This window comes from Vagococcus bubulae (assembly GCF_003950315.1).
In the GTDB taxonomy this organism is placed as follows: domain Bacteria; phylum Bacillota; class Bacilli; order Lactobacillales; family Vagococcaceae; genus Vagococcus; species Vagococcus bubulae.
Genome location: NZ_NGJT01000007.1, coordinates 18,104 through 35,320, shown reverse-complemented (window position 1 = coordinate 35,320; position 17,217 = coordinate 18,104). Strand labels below are relative to the sequence as shown.

General features: G+C 32.8%; 16 protein-coding genes. 5 read left to right on the top strand and 11 right to left on the bottom strand.

Annotation, left to right across the window (positions count from 1 at the left end; all coding sequences use genetic code 11):
* Window positions 1-221 precede the first annotated feature (221 nt).
* The 3 genes from CBF36_RS05245 to CBF36_RS05235 form a co-directional block, all read right to left on the bottom strand.
* Window positions 222-1,373, bottom strand: coding sequence for a S41 family peptidase (locus CBF36_RS05245; RefSeq protein WP_125957248.1), 1,152 nt, complete (start codon window positions 1,371-1,373; stop codon window positions 222-224).
* Window positions 1,363-2,460, bottom strand: a complete 1,098-nt coding sequence (locus tag CBF36_RS05240; protein WP_125957246.1) for a S66 family peptidase — start codon at window positions 2,458-2,460, stop codon at window positions 1,363-1,365. Before CBF36_RS05240 ends, CBF36_RS05245 begins: the two co-directional genes overlap by 11 nt.
* 81 nt (window positions 2,461-2,541) lie before the next feature.
* A complete protein-coding gene (locus tag CBF36_RS05235) occupies window positions 2,542-3,048 on the bottom strand; it encodes a DUF2798 domain-containing protein (RefSeq protein WP_125957244.1) in 507 nt (168 codons plus the stop codon).
* A gap of 264 nt (window positions 3,049-3,312) precedes the next feature.
* Here CBF36_RS05235 and CBF36_RS05230 point away from each other — a divergent pair, with 264 nt between their 5' ends.
* Entirely contained in the window at window positions 3,313-3,771 is a 459-nt protein-coding gene (locus tag CBF36_RS05230) for a hypothetical protein (RefSeq protein ID WP_125957243.1), read from the top strand.
* Entirely contained in the window at window positions 3,771-4,547 is a 777-nt protein-coding gene (locus CBF36_RS05225; protein WP_125957241.1) for a DUF6681 family protein, read from the top strand. The genes CBF36_RS05230 and CBF36_RS05225 overlap by 1 nt, the downstream gene beginning before the upstream one ends.
* Window positions 4,548-4,565: 18 nt before the next feature.
* Here CBF36_RS05225 and CBF36_RS05220 read toward each other — a convergent pair whose 3' ends face one another.
* Window positions 4,566-5,282 carry a YebC/PmpR family DNA-binding transcriptional regulator gene (locus CBF36_RS05220; RefSeq protein WP_125957239.1) on the bottom strand — a complete coding sequence of 239 codons (717 nt, stop codon included), beginning with the start codon at window positions 5,280-5,282 and terminating at the stop codon, window positions 4,566-4,568.
* A 235-nt stretch (window positions 5,283-5,517) separates the two neighbouring features.
* Here CBF36_RS05220 and CBF36_RS05215 point away from each other — a divergent pair, with 235 nt between their 5' ends.
* A complete protein-coding gene (locus CBF36_RS05215) occupies window positions 5,518-6,036 on the top strand; it encodes a GNAT family N-acetyltransferase (RefSeq protein WP_125957238.1) in 519 nt (172 codons plus the stop codon).
* A gap of 45 nt (window positions 6,037-6,081) precedes the next feature.
* Here the strand turns inward: CBF36_RS05215 and CBF36_RS05210 are convergent, their stop codons facing one another.
* The 5 genes from CBF36_RS05210 to CBF36_RS05190 all read right to left on the bottom strand — a co-directional run bounded on the left by CBF36_RS05210 (window position 6,082) and on the right by CBF36_RS05190 (window position 13,071).
* Entirely contained in the window at window positions 6,082-7,089 is a 1,008-nt protein-coding gene (locus CBF36_RS05210) for a hypothetical protein (RefSeq protein ID WP_125957236.1), read from the bottom strand.
* A 152-nt stretch (window positions 7,090-7,241) separates the two neighbouring features.
* Window positions 7,242-8,195: a DHH family phosphoesterase gene (locus CBF36_RS05205; RefSeq protein ID WP_125957234.1), complete on the bottom strand. Its 954-nt coding sequence runs from the start codon at window positions 8,193-8,195 to the stop codon at window positions 7,242-7,244.
* A 10-nt stretch (window positions 8,196-8,205) separates the two neighbouring features.
* Window positions 8,206-9,522 (bottom strand): DRTGG domain-containing protein, encoded by a 1,317-nt coding sequence (locus CBF36_RS05200; RefSeq protein WP_125957232.1) that lies wholly within the window; start codon window positions 9,520-9,522, stop codon window positions 8,206-8,208.
* A 199-nt stretch (window positions 9,523-9,721) separates the two neighbouring features.
* Window positions 9,722-11,395 (bottom strand): ribonuclease J, encoded by a 1,674-nt coding sequence (locus CBF36_RS05195; RefSeq protein ID WP_125957230.1) that lies wholly within the window; start codon window positions 11,393-11,395, stop codon window positions 9,722-9,724.
* Window positions 11,396-11,631: 236 nt separating this feature from the next.
* Window positions 11,632-13,071 (bottom strand): aminotransferase-like domain-containing protein, encoded by a 1,440-nt coding sequence (locus CBF36_RS05190; protein ID WP_125957228.1) that lies wholly within the window; start codon window positions 13,069-13,071, stop codon window positions 11,632-11,634.
* Between the two features lie 124 nt (window positions 13,072-13,195).
* Between CBF36_RS05190 and thiD the strand changes: the two genes are divergently transcribed.
* Entirely contained in the window at window positions 13,196-14,029 is an 834-nt protein-coding gene (gene thiD / locus CBF36_RS05185) for a bifunctional hydroxymethylpyrimidine kinase/phosphomethylpyrimidine kinase (protein ID WP_125957227.1), read from the top strand.
* Window positions 14,026-14,577, top strand: a complete 552-nt coding sequence (locus tag CBF36_RS05180; RefSeq protein ID WP_333502254.1) for an ECF transporter S component — start codon at window positions 14,026-14,028, stop codon at window positions 14,575-14,577. The genes thiD and CBF36_RS05180 overlap by 4 nt, the downstream gene beginning before the upstream one ends.
* Before the next feature lie 18 nt (window positions 14,578-14,595).
* On the opposite strand, the gene nhaC is transcribed toward CBF36_RS05180, so the two are convergent.
* Window positions 14,596-15,975 (bottom strand): Na+/H+ antiporter NhaC, encoded by a 1,380-nt coding sequence (nhaC, locus tag CBF36_RS05175; protein ID WP_125957225.1) that lies wholly within the window; start codon window positions 15,973-15,975, stop codon window positions 14,596-14,598.
* Window positions 15,976-16,326: 351 nt separating this feature from the next.
* The gene (locus CBF36_RS05170; RefSeq protein ID WP_125957224.1) at window positions 16,327-17,202 is read right to left on the bottom strand and encodes an alpha/beta fold hydrolase; all 876 of its coding nucleotides are present in this window, start codon (window positions 17,200-17,202) and stop codon (window positions 16,327-16,329) included.
* Window positions 17,203-17,217 lie beyond the last annotated feature (15 nt).

Genomic DNA, 17,217 nt, shown 5'->3' with positions numbered 1-17,217 from the left:
TGAAGAATTTTATTATTTAACAATGGATTTTTTAAAAACCTATAAGGATGCTCATTTAACACTGATTGAACTAACTAAGGTGTAAAACCTGATATTTATATTCCTTGGACGCCTAGTCATATAACTGAAGATGTTGATTTAAACTATGCACTCAATTTACTTAAAAATCAATGTTAGTTTGTAAAGCATAGTCTAATAATCTATCCTCACCATTTAATTTATCATGCAATAACTCTTCCATTGGGAATCCTAACTCCTTTTGCTGTCACCATAAATGTTCCCCCTGTTTCAAGAGGGATCAAAGCCGGCTGACCTGTCGATCCAGCTGAATATGTTCCAATAATTCTCGTATTAGGTCTGTTATAAAAATTCATCACAAAATTTTCAGCTGATGAGTAAGTTTGTCTATTTTGTATGATAGTCACAGGTTTATTTAAAAGTTGTCCTTTATTTTTTGGTACTGTTTCTTTATCAATTTCCTCTACAAAATATTGGTGAGTTAACGTTTGAGTATAGTCATTATCATCTATTATGTCTCTTTTATAATAAAGCTGTGTACCCGACGCATAACGTTGTGCATCTAGCACTTGATAAAATGATAACTCAGTTTCAAATGTCTCTTCAAAAAATGCTGCACAGATATCATTAGCAATTCCTGAATTTCCACCCATATTTCCTCTTAAATCAAAAATAATTTCATCCGATTCTTTATATAAATTCATATATTGATAAAAAACCGTTACTATTTCTTGTTCCAAGAAATGATTAAGCTTTATCAAAATTTTATTCTTCTCTTTTATTATAATAATCGCATCTGTTTCAATGACTATTTCTTTGTTCATTCTTTCTTGTACCCATACAACTGTCTCTTTATTTTGAGGAGATAACACTAAGCTATCATTAGAGGAAAATTCTATTAATAATTGATTAAGATGAAAAAAAAACAAATAGTTTTGATAATAGTAAAGTGATACTACTCCATTACTAAACCAAAACTTAGAATTAATTTCTGTTAAAAAGTCCGAAACAGACAATCCATTTACTTTTTTAATAGGTAAATACAAATAGTGTTGATACTCCTCAGTTGTTTTCACTATCACTAGTTGGTTTTCTATCATATTGAACATTACAGGATACACTAAGTCTGTTTTAAACTCTTTTGGTAAATAAATCATGGTATGCCCATCATCTAATTTAGCAGTAAAATGACATAATAGATGATAAAAATCTGGAAGCGAGTCACTTAGTAATGTCTTTTTTATCGTATCTAGGTATGCCTGTTTCCATTTCTCTAATTCTTTACTTGTCCAATATGGAAACAAATTTAAAGCTGAGTGATAAATAGTGGATACATCTGCTAGTCTATTTTCCATAACCTACCTCCTCATAAAATGCTGACTCTAAAAATCTGATTTCTTGTTTTTCACTATCAACCTGGACTCGGATGCCATAAGGTAACACACAACGCGGTGTAGCATGTCCAAAATTAACATTATAAACTATTGGTAAGTTACTATTATCTACTACTTCAATCAGCGATTGTTTATATTCTTCATAAAATACTTCATCCTGTGGCTTGCCAACAATTATGCCATTAATCACATCATAAATACCTCTATCTTTTAACACTTTTAACATTTTTTCAAACGTTTGAGGTGATTCTTTAATTTCAGACGTCTCTATAAATAATATTTTCTCTTTCCATGTATCTAAGTCTGGGAAAATATGGTATCTTTCAATCACTCTAGGTTCATCAATGTGTGTAAATGGTGTTAACATATCATATAAACTATCAATACAGCCACCTAACAGTTCCCCTTCAAAAACGGACTTGCCTTGTAGCAACTCATATCCTTTTGTCTCAACATGGCTAATGCGTTGTTGCCCTAATGACTTTTTAGAAAAGTCTAGCCGTTCATCATACCAAACTTCACTTGGCTTTATCACTTCATACAGTGGACTCTCTTCAAAATAGTAGCTAAAATAGGTTTTAGTATAAGGTAGCATAGTATCACTTATTTCACCTAAATCTGGAATAAAAGACATACCATAATAAGTCGTTAAACCAAGATGATAAAACATGAGATGATTAATCGTTGAATCGGAAAATCCGGTGAACAATTTCGGTTTAGTTTTAACTAATCCTTTAAACTTGTCATTCTCCATTAGATAAGGCAGTGTGCGATAGGTATCATCTCCACCGATCGCACAAATAATCCCTTTAATAGAATCATCTCCAAACGCTTGAATCAAATCCTCTGCTCTTTTTTCTGGGTGTTTGTCAACATAGTCTATTCCCATTAAAGTGTGAGGCATAAAAATAACTTCTAATCCGTAATCTTCCAATCTCTTTTTCCCTAAAATGAGATTATGTTCAATAAATTTTTCGCCTAACAATCCTTTTGATAAACTCACTATTGCTACTTTATCTCCACGTTTTAATCTACTTGATTTAATCATGTTACTCCTCCCATCTCCTTTGCTAATTTTACAAATTATACCATAAAAAAATAACTTTGATGTCACCATCAAAGTTATTCATTAATCATATTCCACATAGTCTTCTAACTGTTTTGCATGAATTATAACCATGACTTTTCGAGCAATTGGTTGAGCAACCAATAACTCTAATGCCAGTACTACACCAAAATTTCTGGGCCATGACATAACAAAACGACTAAACGTTGCTGCATTAACTACTAACCCATGCCCCACTATATCTCCAATAAAGGTCATTAAAAAAGACATACCAAGAACTGTAAATAAAATTGAGAACAGCAACTGTGCATTAAAACTATCTTCTGGATGACCAAATTTTTTCACTAAAAAATCTGCAAAATGACGAATAACAAAATTTTCAAGTAACATAGCAATCACAAAAAATAAAGGCAAACTTTTTAAGAATGTTTGTAACATCTCTTGATTGATCGCACCAAATCCTAAATACAAATTATAAAAACACATGCTCGTTGCCGTAATCCCACAAATAACCACGCCATATAGTAATCCTTCTTTTTTATTCATTGGTAATCGTTTTTCTTCATGCATTGTTTTTCCTCTTTTCTTAAAAATTAGCGAAAAAAAAGTGCAGAAACCATCTTGTCAGATGGTTCCTACACTTAACGTAATATTCACTGTATGAAAATTTTACCACGTTTTTCAAAAAAATGCCAAGTCAGACTATTGTTATAACCTTATTCTTATTAAAAATAGTTTAAATATACTGAAAATCTGTGTCTTATTTTTTGAAAAATAAAGAAATCTGTTATGATAATAGGAGAACTATGACTTAAGATGAAGGGAGAGTCTTGTATGGCAAAAGATAAAAAAATTGTTGCTCCTTTTTTAAAACCTATCGCAATTTTTAGTATCGCTTTAGGAATTAGTGCGACAACTGCAGTTGTTGATGGTAGTAATTACAAAACAAAAAAAACTGACACATCAACAACAGAAACAACAACACATACGACTCAAGACAAAACAGATACTACAAAAGAAACAAACTATACTGAAACAACCAATAGCTATACTCAGCAAACTGAACCTTCTGTTTCTGAGAACCAAGATAAAACAAAAAATAGTAAAGAAAATAAAACAAATGGCACTCAGTCATCTGTTGAAAATAGTACACCATCTTCTGATAATCAACAATCAAATAATAATCAAAATGGCGCTGAAAAGACAGAAGAGACAGTCACACCAGATGTGCAAACTAATCAAGTTTCCCCAAAAACAAATGACAATAAAACAGCTACTGGGGGGAATAACTAATGGATGCCATCCTAACGTTAATTTTAAGCAATATTACTAAATTTTTGAATTATTTAAACATTAACCCAAGATTACAAAATAAAATATTAACAGTTGTGAGTGTGTTTCCAACACTTTATATCTTACGAATTGTAAAAGGCTATTTTCAAAATGGAAATTATCTAAGAATGACTCTTTATTTAGCCATTTTCATTATATTAGCTTACTTCATTGTCCTAAATTTTATCTATTATTTTAAAAATCAAAAAGTAAAATGGGATGTTACTAATCTGATAGAAAATATTGTCCCAGAAGATGTGACATTTGATGAAACGGTTCAAACATCGTCAGCAACTCCTAAAATTCAGGGTAAGTTACTTACATTGACTCTAACAAATGATAGTGACCAAATCATTGATACTGTTATTCATGAGTTACTTGATAAAAATTATATTCAGGCAAAAAAATTGACTGATTATGCCTATGAATTAAAAGACTATACCTTAATTCCATTTTATAAAATATCAAAAGGACAATTATTTATCGGTAGTAGCTACAAGGACTTACATGAAGTTGCTACTATCAAAATTAATGATGACGCTGATTCTTTGATTCCCCTTGGTGTGTTTGTCAATGGTGGTTCTTATGAAAAAGATGGTATTATCTATAAAGAGCCTTATACTTTAGAGTTACGTGTGAAGGACAACGATGAAGAAACTAATCCAACATCTGGTCAGAATACACCTTCTAAAGAACCAACCCACATGAGTCGACGCAAAAAAAATCAGAAGAAATAATTCTTCTGATTTTTTGGATTAGTCCATATCTACATTGTGGAAAATTTGTTGAACATCTTCTAATTCATCTAACGCATCAATCATCTTTTCAAATTGAGCAAGGTCATCTTCAGATAATTCTACTTCATTTTGTGCAAGCATTTGAATTTCAGCTACTGAAAATTCTGTAATGCCTTTTTCTTTTAATGCTTCTTGAATCGCATGAAAATCACTTGATTCTCCGTAAACAATGATTTGATCTTCTTCTTCAAAGACATCTTTCACTTCAATATCTTTTTCTAATAAATATTCAAATATTTCATCCACATCATCGCCTTTAAAACCAAAAATAGCTGTGTTATCAAACATATAAGCTACCGCTCCAGAAACACCCATGTTTCCACCATTCTTACCAAATGCTGCACGAACGTCTGCTGCTGTACGGTTAACATTGTTTGTTAGCGTATCAACAATTACCATTGAGCCATTTGGTCCAAATCCTTCATAACGTAATTCTGAATAGTTTTCATCGCCTGATCCTTTTGCTTTTTCGATAGCGCGATCAATAATATGTTTTGGTACATTATATGTTTTTGCGCGATCAATAACGAAACGAAGTTTTTGATTAGAGTGCGGATCTGGATCACCTGATTTTGCTGCTGCATAAATTTCTATTCCGAATTTTGCATAAACTTTACTGTTGTTTGCATCTTTAGCTGTTTTCTTAGCTACGATATTAGCCCATTTACGTCCCAATAGTCTCACTTCTCTTTCTTAATAAATTGTTTCAGTTGTAACGCAAAAACGTCCTGTTTTATTATACTTGCTTATTGGCATTTCGCAAAGTATTTTTTTCAATCTTAAACATAAAACACCGATTATCAAAACGTTTTTTAACTTTTTTACTCTAATACCTTTTATTTCTCAATAATATGAGCTATTCTTAGGTAGTAATAACTGTTCCATACAGATAGAAAGAGGTATATATTTTATGAAACACTTTAATACAGTCGATTTTCCATCCATTCATATTCGTTTACTTGATGGAAATAATGAAGCAGATTTAGTTATCTTCAAAGAATTTTTATTAAGAACGAAAGAGTATTTTACAGATTATCTTGTAGCTGAACCAACAGATGAACAGGTTAAAGAATTCTTTACCTCATTACCTTCAAATACAACACCTTCTCAAAAATACATGTATGGTATCTTTGATCGTGATAGATTAATGGGATTCATTGACTGGTTAGAAGATTATCCTCAAAAAGAAACTGGCACATTGGGCTACTTTGTACTTGAAGATGAGTATAGAAGAACTAAACTTGCTCAGGAATTATATAGTGCATTAGAAAAAACTGTCTCTGATACAGGAACAAAAAACATACGTTTAACGTTTATCGAAAATGATAAACGTGCTGCTCGTTTCTGGGAAAAACAAGGCTATAAAGCTATCTCTACTTATGATGGCGACTATGGAAAACAATTAGTAGTTGAAAAAATAATCGGATAATACAAAAGCGTAAAAATAAGATTGACTTATTTTTACGCTTATTTTTTATTTTAATAGTTCTTTCATATCTGTTGCAACACTATCATAATGACTCTTAATTGTTTCATCACTTGGTGCAATATCAAGTGTTTGATCTTTAACAATTTTATCTGTTAATTCATCTGAAATCTTTTTAAAGTCAACACCTGATTCATCGGCATAAGTAATAGAATCATATTTACTTTGACGATAGAACTGTTTGTCGTCTTCATTTTTAATTTCATCTTTAGTATCGGCGAAAAATTCATTATATTTTGCTTCTGTTATTTTACCACTATCTTTATCTTTAATAATAATTAAACGAGCAAATAATCCGTCACCTAAGTCTTTGGTAACAGCTTGATAAGTTAATGTTGTACCTTTTTTTATTTCGCCATCAATTTTTTCAGCTAGTGGAATAAATCCACGACGCACACTGTTTGATGAACCTTTCACACTAACAAAATCTCCTGTTAAGCTATTATTTTTCATCATCTGATCTTCTAAAATAGTCATTCCATTCACAATTGTGACAAGTGTAACATTTGTCCGATCGTTTTCAGCTTGGAAATTGGCATAACCTGATGTTCGTTTAGTTTGTCCTGCCCATGTTTCTGAATAATAATCATCTGGCCCACGTTCATCAAATTCAACCAGTACAAGTTTATCTCCATCCATCACCACATCAGCTGTTCCAATATAGCCATCTTCAAAATCAATCGTATCGGTATAGTAATCTCCTTTTACTGTCCCTACTTCAGGACGACCAGACCAATACATTTTTTCTTGTTTTTCTTCCCCTTTGTATTCTGTTCCTGAATACTCTCCGGTTGTTGCCCCAGACACAGTGTCTACCTCATATTCATGTCCATTACGTTCATACACATATTTTTCTTTATTTTCTTTGTTTTTGGTTTGTGTCTGTTCTGTTTTTTCTTTTGTGTTACTACTTTTTGTAGAATCACTGTTCCCACCACATGCTACTAATAATAGTGCTGTTGATAACAAGCACACGCCATATAAACTTTTCTTCATAATACTCTCCTTTAATATACAAAACTTAATATAAGAATACGTTATTAAAATGTTTTTTTCAATAGATTTTTATTATTTGTTATAAAAGAAATTTTTTCATCTCAAAAAAACTCTTTTTGTTAGAATATTCTTCAACAAAAAGAGTTTTAAAATTATGATATTTTATACTCACTAACAATCGTTTTGATTTCTTCAAACATCTCTTGGACTTCATCCATATCCTTAGCATTAGCACCACTTGCCAATGGATGCCCACCACCATGATGACGTTTAGCAATCCCATTAATGACAGGACCTTTGCTTCTCAAACGCACTCTGAAAAATCCTTCAGGTTGCTCAACAAAAATAGCCCACGATAAAATCCCACGAATTTTACCTGGTAAAGGAATAATGGCTGGGGTTTCAGAATCAACTACATTAAACTCTTTTAAAGCTTGTTGCGTTAATAAAACCATTGCTGCACCATTTTCATCAGAAATCATATTTTCATAAATATATCCTGATAATCGCGAAATTTTTTCATCCACCTCGTCCATGTAACGACTTAATTTTGCTGCATCAAAATCATAATTTAATAATTGGCTAGCTACCCACAATGTGTGAGAGGTTGTCGCTGGATATAAAAATCGCCCCGTATCTCCAATAATACCCGCATAAAGCAATCTAGCGGCATTATCCGTCATCACAAGTTGCGTTTTATTTTCATCATAAAAATCATAAATTAATTCACTTGTGCTACTTGACTGTGTGTTCACCCATGATAAATCGCCATAAGGTTCATCATCTGGATGGTGATCTATTTTGATTAATTTTTTTCCTAGAGAATATTGTTCTCCACTTATTCTTGGGGCATTTGCTGTGTCTGTCACAATGACTAAAGCATTTTGATACATTTCATCACTGACTTCATCCATCGTTACAAGGTAATCCAAATCATTTACAGGACCACCAACTAAATAAATCGCTTTTTCAGGAAAGCTTGCCTTTAATATTTCACCTAACCCACCTTGTGAACCCAAAGCATCTGGATCTGGACTTTGATGGCGATGAATCATAATCGTATCATATTGTTTTATCTCTTCTAAAATTTCTTGACTAATAGTCATAATTTTCCTCCTAAATTGGATCCATTAACTGACATACCGCAATTGCTTTTGCAGAAACGATATTATCTTTATACACGCTTACTTCAACTTTTCCCGAACGTCGCCCAACTTCTATCACTTGAGTTCTAATTTCAATTTCACTATCCATTTGGATTAATTTAAAATAGTATAAACTACTTTGCTCAATTACTGAGTGAAAATTATAACGCGATAACATCGTTGAACGAACCACACTTGAAATAATTTGATTTAACACTCCAAAAGAAAGTGTTCCTAAATTATTAATCATTTGTGGTGTAACGACAAAAGTAAAAACAGCGTCCCCTTTTTCTGGCATTTCTTTTTCCACAATTTGATTGGTAATATGATCGGTTAATTTATGTGCGGCTTGTGGTTGCTTTTGTGCTGATTGAACAGTTCTCATCACATCTTGTCGTGAAATAATGCCAACAAGTGTTAAGTCATCTTCTACCACTGGAATAATTTCTAAACCATCCCAAATCATTTGATGCCCAATACTCGCTACACTCATGTGTGATTTAGCATGTCTTGGATCTTTCGTCATAACTTTTTCAATAGATTGTGTCAGTGATTTATCAGACACATCTTTTGTTGTTACCATACCCACTAAACGCTTGGATTTGTTTACAACAGGAAAACGTGTGTAGCCTGTTTTTTCAACGAGTTTAAAATAATCTTCAACCGTATCTTTGGTTGTCATGTAACTCGTTTCATTTTCTGGTGTTTGGATATCTTCTACTAAAACAATATCTTTTTTAATCATTTGATCGCTAATTGCTCGGTTAATTAGCGTTCCGACAGTAAACGTGTCGTAAGATGTACGCAAAATAGGCATCTCAACTTCATCTGCTAAATTCATTATATCTTGACTGACTTCAAATCCACCCGTTAACAGAACAGCCGCACCATTATTTAGTGCTAACCGCTGTACGCCTTCTCTATCGCCAACAATCATTAAAGCTCCTGGCGTGATATAGCGTAACATACTTTTTTCTGTCATCGCTCCAATAATAAATTTATCTAAAGGTTTTTTTAGCCCTTTTTTGCCAGCTAGTACATCACCGTCAATAATCTTGACAATTTCTTTAAAAGTTAAATTTTTTATGTTTTCCTTTGTTTTCGTTTCAATTCTTATCGTTCCAACACGCTGTATAGTGGATACTAATCCCACATTTTCTGCTTCTTTAATCGCACGATAAGCCGTTCCTTCACTCACACCTAATATTTTCGCAATGCCTCGAACAGATATTTTATCCCCAACAGGCAGTGACTCAATATGTGCTAATATTTGATCGTGTTTTGTCATGCTCATGTGTGTCACCTTATTACTTTCTCATTGTTATAGTCGATTGAAAAATCTGTATTAATACAAATCCTTTTGTAATGTTTATATTCTATCATAAAACACATTAAAAATACATTTGAATCCTATAACAGAAAATAAATAACTGATATAAAAAACACGTCAAAACGTGAATTCACGTTTTGACGTGTTTAACTTATCTTTATTTTCTTTTTTGACTTGATTCCATAATAACTGGTAAAATAACCGGACGACGTTTTGTTTGCTCATACAGATATCGACTTAACTGATCTCTAATTTCTTGTTTTAAAATTCCCCAATCAAAATCTTGTTTTTCAAGGTTTTCTAAAACAACTGCTTCAACAATTTCGCCACTTTCTGACATAAGATTGTTACTTGACTTCATATAAACAAACCCACGAGAAGTAATTCTTGCTGGTGAAATGATTTTTTTCTCACGACGATTAATCGTAATTGCCGCAATAATAATCCCGTCTTCTGACAAAATTTTTCGATCTCTTAACACGATGTTTCCGATATCACCTACACCTAATCCATCAATCAAGATATTTTCAACTTCAATAGAACCTGTCATACGCAAACGACCATTTTCAAATTCTAAAATATCTCCTCGACCTAAAATAAAGATATTTTTAAATGGTATTCCTACTTCATTAGCTAATTCCGCATGTTTTGCTAACACACGATACTCACCTTGAATTGGAATAAAGAATTTAGGTTTCATCAAGTTTATCATTAATTTTAAATCATTTTGATTTGCATGACCGGATACTTTTACTGTATCAGAAATAGTTTGCACAGTACCACCTGCACGGTAAACCATATCTTCAGTTTTCGCTACAACTGTTTCAACTGCTGTTGATGGCGTTGTTGTTATATAAATTAAATCTCCTTCAGAAATACGAATAAAACGATGACGACCACTTGCCATTTTCTGTAAAGTATTTAACGGCTCGCCCATACGTCCTGTCTCTAATATAACAAGTTCGTGTGGCTCTTTATTTTTCATTTGTTTTTCTGTAATAATCAACTCATCATTTGGTAAGGTTAACTTTCCTAAACGAATGGCTGTCCGAACAATTTGCTCGACATCTTTTCCAGTTAATACAACAAATCGCTCGCTTAAATAAGCTGCATCAAACACTTGTTGGATACGTTGTAAATTACTAGCCACACTCGCGACAATAATTCGACCTTCCCAATATCTAAAGGTATCAACGACTTCATCAGCTACTTCATTTTCTGAAGCTGATAAAATATTACTTTCAGCATTTGTCGAATCACTAAGCAGTGCCAATACGCCTTTTTTCCCGATTTCTGCTAATCTTGCAAAATCTGTTTGATACATTGGACTAGCACTTTGGTCGAATTTAAAATCACCTGTGTACACAATTTGACCCTCTGGTGTTGTTAAAACAATCCCCATTGAGTCTGGAACAGTATGAGTCGTTCTAAAGAAACTCACTTCAGATTGAGCAAACTCAATAATCGTATTTTCATCCACTACATGAAAATCATTAAAATCTTTTGTGTTTGGATAATTTTTAACATTAATTTTTGCTAACTCAATGGTTAACTCTGAACCAAACACTGGAACTGATACTTGTTCTAACAAATAAGGCAACGCACCAATCGCATCTGCATGTCCATGACTTAAAAAGACGCCTGCAATGTTATCTTTCTTTTCTACTAAATAAGAAAAATCCGGAATGACCATATCAATTCCTAACTGTTCATTTTCTGGATATTTTAATCCACAGTCCATCACAAAGATTTCTTCTTCTATTTCTGCGACATAAATACTTTTACCGTTCTCTCTGACTCCGCCAAGAGGAACTATTTTTACTTGACTCACTAAATTTCCACCTCAATTATGCTATATCAACTCATTCATATAGCTACTTTCATTATTTTTCTTGTTCACGATCTATATTTATTGGTAATATCACAAAATAATTGCCTACATGATTCTTGCGCGAATTATTTTTATCAATAAATTTTACACGTCTTAAGTTGATACCATTTTATCATAAAAAACAAAAAATTTCTGTAAGATATACTTTCTTACTCATTTATTATGAAACAAGTGCATCATTCTGTTATTTGTTTATTCCATTGTTGGGTAATTTCTTGTAATTTCAACACAAATAAATCAATTTTTCTCTCATCTAATCTTGCCACATTCACACGACAACTTTGGCTACTCTCTGTCATTATAAAACTAGGCAGTACAGCTACGTGTGCCTTAAGAAATAACAACCAGTCTTCATTGGTTAACACTCTTTTTTTATAGGTTAACCAAATGTAATATCCTCCCTTTGGAAGTGTAAAGTCAATGTCTTCAGATAGTGCTGTTTGAAGTGCATTAATAAAATAATTCATTCTATTTTTAAGTGTTTCTTGTAAAAGTGACAATTTTTTTGAAAAATTTGGATTAGTTAATGCAAAAGATGCCATGACTTGTGGAAAAATATTTAATTGCGTTTCATACTCATCTCGTAATTTAACCACTTCATCTAACACAAATTTAGGTGCTTCAATCCATCCTAACTGCATACGACTTCCTAATATTTTTGACAGAGAACCAATATAAATAACCGATTGTGGAGCTAACTCTTTTAGTAATGGATAGTGGGTTGATGAGTGAAATGACAGCTGACCGAATACATCATCTTCAATGATTGGGATACGATACATCTGACACAACTCTATCAATTTTTTGCGACGTGTTAAGCTCATACTTGTTCCTGTAGGATTTTGAAAATTCGGATTAGTTAAAACCAATTGAACACTTTCTTTTTTCACCATTTTTTCTAAAACAGACACACACATTCCGTCTTGATCCACAGGAATTTTAATGACTTTAATAGACATAGCATTTAAGACAGAAATACCATTAAAAAAAGATGGGTCTTCAACAGCGACAGTATCTCCTGATTTTAGTAAAGCCTGAATCAATAAGACCAAACTTTGTTGACCACCAGCTGTTAGCATCAGTTCTTGAGATTTAGGTTGGTGAGAATACTGATTAAATACTAATTGAGCAATCATTTTTCTTAAAGGTAAATACCCTAACTCAGATACTTCTTCTGACAAAAAAGATTGCCAATTGACATTCGGTAAACTGATGTTCGGGATTAAACGATAAGGTAATTCTCCAGTGTAGCCATCTAATACATCATACTTTTTACTTAATAACAATGTCTCAATTTGTTGTTCGTAATCATTTTTTTGATATCTAATATCATTGTATTGAATCCTCTGTCTTAAATGGTTTTCTTTTGTTTCTTCTGATTGACTTAAAATATATGTTCCGCTACTCGCTCTTTTTTCTACAAATCCTTGTGCCTCTAGTTCATCATATGCTCGAACAATTGTACTTCGATTAATATTTAGTTGATTAGCTAATGTTCTTTCTGATGGTAAACGATCCCCTTCATATAAAATAGCGTCATTTATTTGTTTGATTAATTGATTCATAATTTGACGATATAAAGGCGTACGGGAGGATTTATCTATTTTTATTTCCATAAAACCACCTCTTTATATTTTAGTATATCATAAATTGGATGGGTCCAGTTTTTTAAAACTGGATGTAGTTTTTTTAAATGAACATGATAAACTTTAGTACAACATCACTAAGGAGCGAAAATTTATGGTCAAAAAAATAGTTACAGTGGCTGGTTCTGACGCTGGAGGTGGCGCAGGAATCCAAGCTGACTTAAAAACCTTTGAAGAGTATGGCACGTTTGGTTTAAGTACCATTACTAGCATTTTAACTGTTAGCCCTAAAACAAAAATACCTTCTATTTATCCTATCCCTATTGAAATTGTAGAAAAACAATTAGAGACAGCTTTTTCTGGTGGCCCACTAGATGCTTTAAAGATTGGATTACTTGGTAGTTTACCAGTGATTGATTTGTTAGAATCCTCTATCAAAAAAGTCAATCAACCACATGTTGTCTTAGACCCAGTTATGGCTGTCAAAACAAACAAAGAAGTCTTGCAACCTGATTTAGTAGAGGCGATGATTACAAAGTTAATCCCACTAGCTGATATCATCACACCAAATCTAGTTGAAACAAGCATTTTAGCTGATATGCCTGTCATTGAAACAGAAGATGATATGAAACTTGCCGCTCAAAAAATATTTAAGCTAGGAGCAAAATCAGTCATCATCAAAGGTGGGGCACGTTTTAAAGGGAATATTGCTACGGATTTATTTTATGATGGGAAACACTTTCTATTTATCCATGAAGATAAATTAGAAACCAATACTAATCATGGTGCAGGATGTTCATTCGCTGCAGCAATCACAGCTGGTATAGCAAAAGGATTAAGTATGGAGTCAAGTGTTAAACTTGCTAAAAATTATGTTACAAGTGCTATCAAACAGGGAATCTATTTAAATGATTTCACAGGATATGTTTGGCATGGTGCGTTTCAAGAAGCAACAAATCGAATGACTTTAGGAGATGATTTTAAATGATGACAAGTACTAAATGGAGTATCAAAGAAACAACTTTAATGGGATTATTTGCCGCTTTAACAGTGGTGGGTACAAGTATACGTGTGCCGCTACCCGCTCTTGTTGGGAATCCTTTCTTTCACTTTGGACTACCTATTCTATCATTAGCTGTTTTAACACTCGGATTTTTCAAAGGATCCTTAGCAGGAGGGATAGGGTTTGCCATTTTTGACATTTTAAACGGATTTGCTGCTGAAGCACCTTATTTTATATTAGAAAGTTTTGTTGTCGGTGCTGCTTTAACCTTTGCTTATCACCGTTTTGAAAAATATGAAAATAAAGCCTGGTTTATCCCTGTTATAATGATTATTGCAGCAATCGCAAAAATTACTATGACATTCCTGAAAAATTTAGTGATTCAACTAATGATGGGAAATGCGTTTGGTGTTTCAGCATTCGCTAGTTTTTCAACTTTATATATTACGGTGATTAATGCTATTGCCGCTATTATCATTGTGTCACTGCTATATAAACCCGTTAAAGCTTTAACTAATAAGATGCTTTACTAAGATACAAAAAAAGTTGCCTTAATTGGCAACTTTTTTTGTGTGCTTAACTCCGATTCCAGTTAATGCACTTAGAATAGAAAAAATAGGTGATAACAAACTAAAAAATACAAATGGCAAATAACTCATTGTTGGAACCCCAAATGTATTGGCGACAAAACTTCCCGCTATCCCCCATGGAATTAAGTAATTAATTACCGTTCCGCCGTCTTCTAATGTCCTACTTAAAACAACTGGGTCTAAATCCATTTTTTTGTATACTTCTTTAAAGGCATTACCTGGTAAAATAACGGATAATAACTGTTCACCAATAAAAATATTAACGCCTATACTAGAAAGTAAACTCACAATAATCAATTGACTTGGTGAGGTTAAACGTTTAGCTAATGAGTCAATAACAGTTGTAACTAACCCTATTTTCATCAAAATCCCACCAAGAGATAAGGTTAAGATAATTAATAATACAGTAAACGTCATGCTGTTTATTCCACCGCGAGTCAATAGCATATCCACTTGTTCATTACCCGTGTTTGATACAAAGCCGTTTTCAACGACACTCGCTAAATTAGCTAAATCAATATTTCCTTGTTGGATTACAATCATCACCACTGCCACGATAACATTTAACAAAATTGTGATAATCGCTGGTAATTTTTTCCAAGCACAGATTAACATCAGTAAAATAGGAATGAGTGACCACATGGATATATGGAAATTTGTTTCAAGTACTTGTGTCACTTCTTTAACGTTTGTTAATTCTGCTGTAGCATCTGATTTGCCAATAACGGTAAATAAAATCAATGATACTAAAAAAGCTGGAATAGTAGACCACATCATATTTTTTATGTGATCAAATAAATCTGCCTCTACGACAGCTGAGGCTAAGTTAGTTGACTCAGAGAGTGGCGACATCTTATCTCCAAAAATTGCTCCTGAAGCGATTGCGCCTACAATTAGTGGCGGATTTAATCCTAATGTGACACCGATGCCAAAAAAAGCAATACCAATTGTTGACATGACAGTAAATGCGCTGCCTACTGCACTCCCTACTATCGCACATACAAGAAAAATAGACGGAATAAACCATTTTACACTGAGTAGCTTAAACCCTATCACCATAATCGTTGGGATAATACCTGCCTGTATCCAAACCGCAATAAGTGCACCAACTAATAAAAAAATAAAAATAGGGATAATACCTGGTTTTAATCCACTAACAATCCCTTCATTGACCCACTCTAATGGCATCTTTTTTATGACCATATACCCAATGGTCAACGCAATAGCAAATAATATCACAACATTGGGAGAGAGTTTAAATACTATAACTCCCATTGAAATACAACATAAAATAATTAATAATACAATACTTGCTTCTAGTAAACTAATCTTCTTTTGCATGATAATTCCTCTTTTCATTTAATAAATTTTTTATTTATCAAATGCAACGATATCGTATCATCCCACCACAACTCATGACCATTCTCCTTTGTTATAATAAAAAAAGTCGCCCTTATGCATTTAAACATAAGGGCGACTTTTTTCGCGGTACCACCTTAATTTAAAGATAGTCCATCTATCTTCATCTCTTTAGTTATATTTAATTAGATTCATCTTATGTGTAATTCAGATAAATAAGCTGGATCGATTTTCAGCAACCATCGACTTTCTAAACGCAGTTCTTATTCCCTACTTGCATAAAATGTAAAACTTTTACTCATATTATCTATTTATTTGATAAATGTCAATAGTTTATTTTTTATCCCATAAAAATTGACTCACTATCTCATCCACTTCCTGATTTTCATGAAGTCCACTATGATCCGCACCTTTTCCTTCTATCAATACATGTTCTACCTGATTACCATGCTCTAATAACATCGCATTAACAGCTAAAGAACTGCTAAGTGGGACTACATTGTCACTCAAATTATCATCAGATAATTTTCCTGCAATTAACAACAGACTAATCTCTTTAGATAACCCACTTAATTCATTTTCATAGAGAATGTAACGATCACTTTTTTCATTTGGCCCACTAGTTAATAAATCATCTAAACTTTGACTAGTTAACGTATCAATAAACTCATTAAATGGTGAGCCTATTGCAACTAACTTATTAACTTTAGGTAAATCAGTCGTTTGGCTATCTTGTAATAAATATCTCAATCCACTAATTCCACCCATAGAATGACCTACAATATTCGCTTCTTTCATACCATACTCTTTTTGTAAAAATTCTAATACCAATTTTATCCATCTGGCTTGTTCCCATTCATTATTTCGATTATCTCGAAATAAAACTTGTATCATTGGATTATCCTCAGAAAATTGATTTGAGTCTAATTTATTTTCAGTTGAAATACTCCCATCACTTGACACAATGATAACAAGTGATTTTGTCGCAACATCTTGACTAGCTAAACGGTTAATCATATGTCCCATTGATCCTCGTCCTCCACCAGCTCCATGGATAAATAGTGTGGGAACATTCGTATAATTTATATTGCTTTCTATCTTTTCACTAGTTGTCGCCGTTATAGATTTTTTCTCCTGTGGTTTTGTTTGACAAGCTGTTAAAACAACTAATAAAAAAATCATAGGAATTAAAAATTTTTTCAAACGCATGAAAATCCCTCCTTA

Bases quoted from the DNA above. Each gene is read 5' to 3' on its own strand.
- CBF36_RS05205 (WP_125957234.1), bottom strand. From the start codon at position 8,195: ATGACTATTAGTCAAGAAATTTTAGAAGAGATAAAACAATATGATACG.
- CBF36_RS05210 (WP_125957236.1), bottom strand. From the start codon at position 7,089: ATGAAGAAAAGTTTATATGGCGTGTGCTTGTTATCAACAGCACTATTA.
- CBF36_RS05170 (WP_125957224.1), bottom strand. From the start codon at position 17,202: ATGCGTTTGAAAAAATTTTTAATTCCTATGATTTTTTTATTAGTTGTT.
- CBF36_RS05230 (WP_125957243.1), top strand. From the start codon at position 3,313: ATGGCAAAAGATAAAAAAATTGTTGCTCCTTTTTTAAAACCTATCGCA.
- CBF36_RS05200 (WP_125957232.1), bottom strand. From the start codon at position 9,522: ATGACAAAACACGATCAAATATTAGCACATATTGAGTCACTGCCTGTT.
- thiD (WP_125957227.1), top strand. From the start codon at position 13,196: ATGGTCAAAAAAATAGTTACAGTGGCTGGTTCTGACGCTGGAGGTGGC.
- CBF36_RS05245 (WP_125957248.1), bottom strand. From the start codon at position 1,373: ATGGAAAATAGACTAGCAGATGTATCCACTATTTATCACTCAGCTTTA.
- CBF36_RS05235 (WP_125957244.1), bottom strand. From the start codon at position 3,048: ATGCATGAAGAAAAACGATTACCAATGAATAAAAAAGAAGGATTACTA.
- CBF36_RS05190 (WP_125957228.1), bottom strand. From the start codon at position 13,071: ATGGAAATAAAAATAGATAAATCCTCCCGTACGCCTTTATATCGTCAA.
- CBF36_RS05240 (WP_125957246.1), bottom strand. From the start codon at position 2,460: ATGATTAAATCAAGTAGATTAAAACGTGGAGATAAAGTAGCAATAGTG.
- CBF36_RS05225 (WP_125957241.1), top strand. From the start codon at position 3,771: ATGGATGCCATCCTAACGTTAATTTTAAGCAATATTACTAAATTTTTG.
- CBF36_RS05180 (WP_333502254.1), top strand. From the start codon at position 14,026: ATGATGACAAGTACTAAATGGAGTATCAAAGAAACAACTTTAATGGGA.
- CBF36_RS05215 (WP_125957238.1), top strand. From the start codon at position 5,518: ATGAAACACTTTAATACAGTCGATTTTCCATCCATTCATATTCGTTTA.
- nhaC (WP_125957225.1), bottom strand. From the start codon at position 15,975: ATGCAAAAGAAGATTAGTTTACTAGAAGCAAGTATTGTATTATTAATT.